General features: G+C 69.4%; 4 protein-coding genes. 2 read left to right on the forward strand and 2 right to left on the reverse strand.

The window, feature by feature from the left end:
* Nucleotides 1-1,628, forward strand: a 1,628-nt coding sequence (locus AC08ON_RS03865; RefSeq protein ID WP_476616462.1) for a PP2C family protein-serine/threonine phosphatase, incomplete at its 5' end; no start/stop codon positions are given.
* A 237-nt stretch (nucleotides 1,629-1,865) separates the two neighbouring features.
* The gene (locus tag AC08ON_RS03870; RefSeq protein ID WP_476607400.1) at nucleotides 1,866-2,624 is read left to right on the forward strand and encodes an ATP-binding protein; all 759 of its coding nucleotides are present in this window, start codon (nucleotides 1,866-1,868) and stop codon (nucleotides 2,622-2,624) included.
* Between the two features lie 265 nt (nucleotides 2,625-2,889).
* On the opposite strand, the gene AC08ON_RS03875 is transcribed toward AC08ON_RS03870, so the two are convergent.
* Nucleotides 2,890-3,336, reverse strand: a complete 447-nt coding sequence (locus AC08ON_RS03875; RefSeq protein WP_011438422.1) for a hypothetical protein — start codon at nucleotides 3,334-3,336, stop codon at nucleotides 2,890-2,892.
* Nucleotides 3,337-3,707: 371 nt separating this feature from the next.
* Nucleotides 3,708-4,772: type III PLP-dependent enzyme domain-containing protein (locus AC08ON_RS03880; protein ID WP_476616463.1), on the reverse strand; the 1,065-nt coding region annotated here is incomplete at its 5' end.

The following is a 4,772-nucleotide window of genomic DNA, read 5'->3' on the forward strand; positions in this document are numbered from 1 at the left end:
GCGACGGCGGCCGGTCGGAGACCGTGGCCACGCTCGGGGCCGTCGGCCCGGTCACCGAGGCGCTCTTGTTCCCGCTGGATCCGACGCAGGAGAGCCTCGGCGAACTGCTGCTCTGGCCGGCGGCCGGCGGCCGCCCGAGTGGTTCGGGCGGCACCGGCGATTCGGGCGGCAGCAGCGATTCGGGCGGAGCGGGTGTCCCCGGTGACGTCCGCCGGTTGGATGCCGCCGCGGCGGCCGGGCTGGACCTGGAACGCATCCGCCTGACGACCCGATGGATGGCCCTGGCCCTCGGCGGCGGCGACATGCGACGCGCCGAGGAGCGCCGCATCGGGATGCTGTCCTTCCTCGCCGAGGCGTCCGATCTGCTGGCGGGCAGCCTGGACCTGAGCCGCTCGCTGGCGCTGCTCGCGCGGTTGCCGGTCCCGCGGCTGGCCCAGTGGTGCGCGGTGTACCTGCACCGGGAGAACGCCGATCCCGCCCTGTGGGCGGCGGCACACGCGGAGGAGAACGCGGCGGGCGCCCTCACCGCTGCCGCGGTCGACCCGGACGGCCCGTTGATGGCGGCGGTGCGCTCCGCGAGCGGAGACCGAGTGCGTTCACTGACCGCGCTCGGCGGACCGGCGCTCGTGATGGTGCTGCGGGCCCGGCGGCGGGTACTCGGGGTGCTCGCGCTCGGCCGCCCCGAGGGCAACGCCTTCGCCGCGGACGAGATCGATCTGCTCGCCGACCTCGCGCGCCGAGCCGCCTTCGCGGTCGACAACGCCCGGCTCTACAGCCGGCAGGTGGAACTGGCCGGCACGCTCCAGGCGGGTCTGCGCCCACCGGAGCTGCCGATGATCGAGGGACTGGATCTCGGTTCCGCCTACGGCGCCGCGCAGTCGGCGGGTCTCGACGTCGGCGGCGACTTCTTCGACCTGCTGTGGGGTCCGCTCGGCTGGACGATCGCCATCGGCGACGTCTGTGGCAAGGGTGCAGAGGCCGCCACCGTGACCGGGGTGGCCCGCGCCGTCCTGCGGCTGCTGACGGGCCGGGGTACGGAGCTCGGCGAGGTGCTGCTCGAGTTGAACCGGACCCTGCGCGACGCCGCGTCGTCTCATCCGAACGGGCAGAGTCGGTTCTGCACCCTGGCCGCCGCCACGATCATGGCGCCGGCCGGCGGACCCGCGGAGGGCGAGCCCACCGAAACCGACACCAGCACCAGCACCAGCACCAGCACCAGCACCAGCACCAGCACCAGCACCAGCACCAGCACCAGCACCAGGATCCGACTGCGGCTGTTCCTCGCCGGCCATCCCCAGCCGGTGGTGCTGCACGCCGACGGGCGCGCCTCGCTCGTCGGTCGCCCGGGAACCCTGCTCGGCGTCCTCGACGACGACGAGGTCTCGTTTCCGGGGTTCGAGATCGTCCTGCGCCCGGGCGATTCACTGGTCTTCTACACCGACGGGGTCATCGAGGCCCGCAATGGCGGGAAGCTGCTCGGCGAGGACCGGCTCCTCGACGCGATCGGGGGATGCGCAGGCCTGTCAGCGCAGGGGATCGCGGATCGCGTCCTGGTCGCCGCCGAGCGGTTTGCCGGCGGCAACCTGCGCGACGATGTCGCGATCCTCGTGGCGCGCGTGCCCGGCTGACCGGCATGACGGACGCTTCGGGGTACCTTCGAGACGCCTGCGGGCGTCCTGCGGACCCCGCGGGCACGAAGGCCCCGGGCCCTGCGGGCACGAAGGCCCACGGAAAGGAGGCGCCACCGGCGCCGCGCCGGATGCCAGATCGGCATAGCCTCAAGAGGTGCGATCCGGAAACAGAGACTTCAATCCCCACCCAGTGGGTAGAGCCACCTCGATATCCTCGCACAGGCTTGGTGGTCGATGAGCGCGTCTTCGGTCCCGATGGATGTGGTATGGCAGGCAACGTCCAGTTGCCCACCCGCAACCCACATACTCGCCGAGCTCCCCTATCTGCCCTCCGCCGTCCCGCAGGCCCGCAGGGTGCTCCGCGAGGGCATCCGGCTGGCGGACCTTCCCGAGGACCTGCGCGGCACCGCCGAGCTGCTCGTCAGCGAGCTCGTGACGAACGCGGTCAAATACGGGCAGCCGCCGCTGTGGCTGCTTATCGAGATACGGCCCGGTCTGATCCACGCGTCCGTGTCGGACACCTCGACGGTTCTGCCGCAGCGGCGTGAGGCCGCGCCGGACGCCGAGGGCGGTCGCGGCCTGCTGGTTCTCGACACGTTGGCGGGCAGCTGGGGGACGGTGGCGGTCGAGTCAGGGAAGTACCTGTGGTTCGACCTGCCCGTGCCGGTTCCGCCGGCGCCGGTGGTGGGTCGGCGGTCCGCCTCCGTCCCCGAAGCCGACGGCGCGGCCTCCCCGGGCGCCGGGAGCTCCTCGCTGCCCGAGGGGCCGTCGTCCGCCGACGGGTCGTCACCCACCGAACCCACCGCTGTGACCCGCTCCGCCCCGGCTGCCCGGTACTCCCCACCGATCCGTCCCGCGCCACGTCCCCCGTCCGCCTCCGCATCGGCCCTGCTGTCGTCCGCCTTCGGAATGTCCCCCTTCCCGGTCCTGTCGAGGCGGTCGGGATCGGACCGTGCCGGATCAGGCCGCACCGGAGCGGCACGCGCGGGTTGAGAGGCGGCCCGGCCAAACAACGCCAAGGCGGCCGTCACGATCATCACCAAAGGCCCCTGACGCCGTCACGCCCGGCCCTCCCCCTCCCCCCAGCGGATGGGCCCGGCATGGTTGGCGAATCACCCGATCATTGGCTCAGCGGGTCAGCGGGTCAGCGCAGAGGGTCTGTGACGCCGGTGACAAAAGGGCGTGCGCTACTTGAAAAGCAATGCGGAACCAGATCGTGACGTCGCGATCGTCTCGCCCCGCCGCGGGCCACGTCCCGTCAGACGACGGACGTCCATCCCTGCCCGACGACGCACCGCCAGATGCGGCCACCCGAACCGGTCGAGCCCCCGATGACGAGCTGGCCCGTGGTCACGCAGTCGGCGGGCTGCGGATCGGTGACGCTGATCCGCACCCAGGGATGCAGGATGTCGTTGCCCTGGTGGACGTTGAAGTTGTCCCCGAACACGCCGGCGCCGCCGGCCTTGTTGACGGCGAAAATGGGTTGGTTCAGATGGTCGTAGACGATGAACAGCTGGCCGTTGGGCCCGCCCGTCGACTGGATACGAAGCCCCTCGGCGCTCTGGTTGGTCGCCCGGAACACCCAGGGGTTGCCGGTGAAACCGCTCTGCGCGTAGGCGTAGCCACCGCCGCCGAGCAGCCCGCCGACAAGGGTCGCCGCGCCGAGCACGCTGATGGTCCTGAGACGATGTAGGTACGAAAACATGGGTCTTCTCCCCGATCGATACTCCCGGCCGTGTCCTGATGTGACTCCCGATCGGCAGTCACGGCTGATCTGATAGAAATGCCACTATAGATTGCTAGTTATCTATTCATTGTGACAGAAGTCCTACTTTTGACCAGCCGAATGGGCCAGAACCACGACACATCGGCCCCGCCGTCCGTAATGTCCCGTTTGGGCGCCAGGACGATGAACGCTGCTTATCGCCTCATCAACAGATTGTCAATAACCCGAAAAATGCGACTTGGATTAATATTTTCTAGAATGTCAGAAATAACTGCCATGGCGGCTGGAGCGATGAGCTTGAACCTGGTGCTACCTGGTACTGAAGGAACATTCCTCTCCCGGGTATCCGATCAGCTCGACCGATCGGTGGGGAACGGAGCATGCCGCGTTCCCCGAAGCTCGACGCGCCGGGCCCGGGGGTGGCCGAGGAAATCCGGCAGCGCGAACTCGTATCCGTACGCACCCGCCATGGGGAAGACGACGACGTCCCCCGGCCGCACCCGATCGACCGTGATGTCACGGACGAGGGTGTCCTCCGGCGTGCACAGCTCCCCGACCACCGTCACCGGACGACCTTCGACCACCGCCTCCCGCGTGTGCTCCGGCTCCGGCCCACCGTTCCGGCCCGATCTCTCCACGACGGCGAAGTTATGGACAATCTCCCACGATGTCGGCAGCGCGAAATGATGAATTCCGCCACGCAGAATCACGAATTCCGTCCCGTAGGAATGTTTGACGTCGATCACCTCGGCGGCGTACCAGCCGGAGTCGGCCACCAGCATCCGCCCCGGCTCGAAGATTACCCGAGTTCCGTCCGGCACCGGCAGCGAACTCAGTCCCTCACCAAATCGGATTAGGTCAAAGGGCCGGTCACCGCGCCGGTCCGGTTCGAACGGAACCCCGAATCCACCGCCCACGTCGACCATCCGCAGCTCGATCCCGGCCACGGCAGCCGTCCGGACGGCGAAATCGAGACACCACCGGACGTAGCCCAGATGGGCGGCGGCATCGAGATTTCCGGACACTGCGTGGACATGGAATCCGACGATGTCGATATGGGCCAGATCCGCCGCGAGTTCGAGCGCGGCGGGGACCTCCGTTTCGGGGATGCCAAACGCACTCGGCCGACCGCCCATTTGGAGGGAGCCTGCCAGGCCCACCTGGGCCGGGTTGACGCGCACCGCCGCCCGCACCCGACGGCCGAGCCGGGCCGCGACGGCGTCCAGGCGGCGCAGTTCACCGAAGCTCTCGACGTTGACGACGTCGACGTCGGCCGAGACCAGCGCGGTAAGCAGGGTCATCGACTTTCCCGGTCCGGAGGCGACCAGGTGGGGACGTCGGGCAGGGTCGACCCGGCCGTACGCTGCCTGCGCCAAGCATACCTCGTGCGCGGAGGAGACCTCGAAACCGTCGAT

This window comes from Frankia sp. CoWAU3, assembly GCF_977971855.1.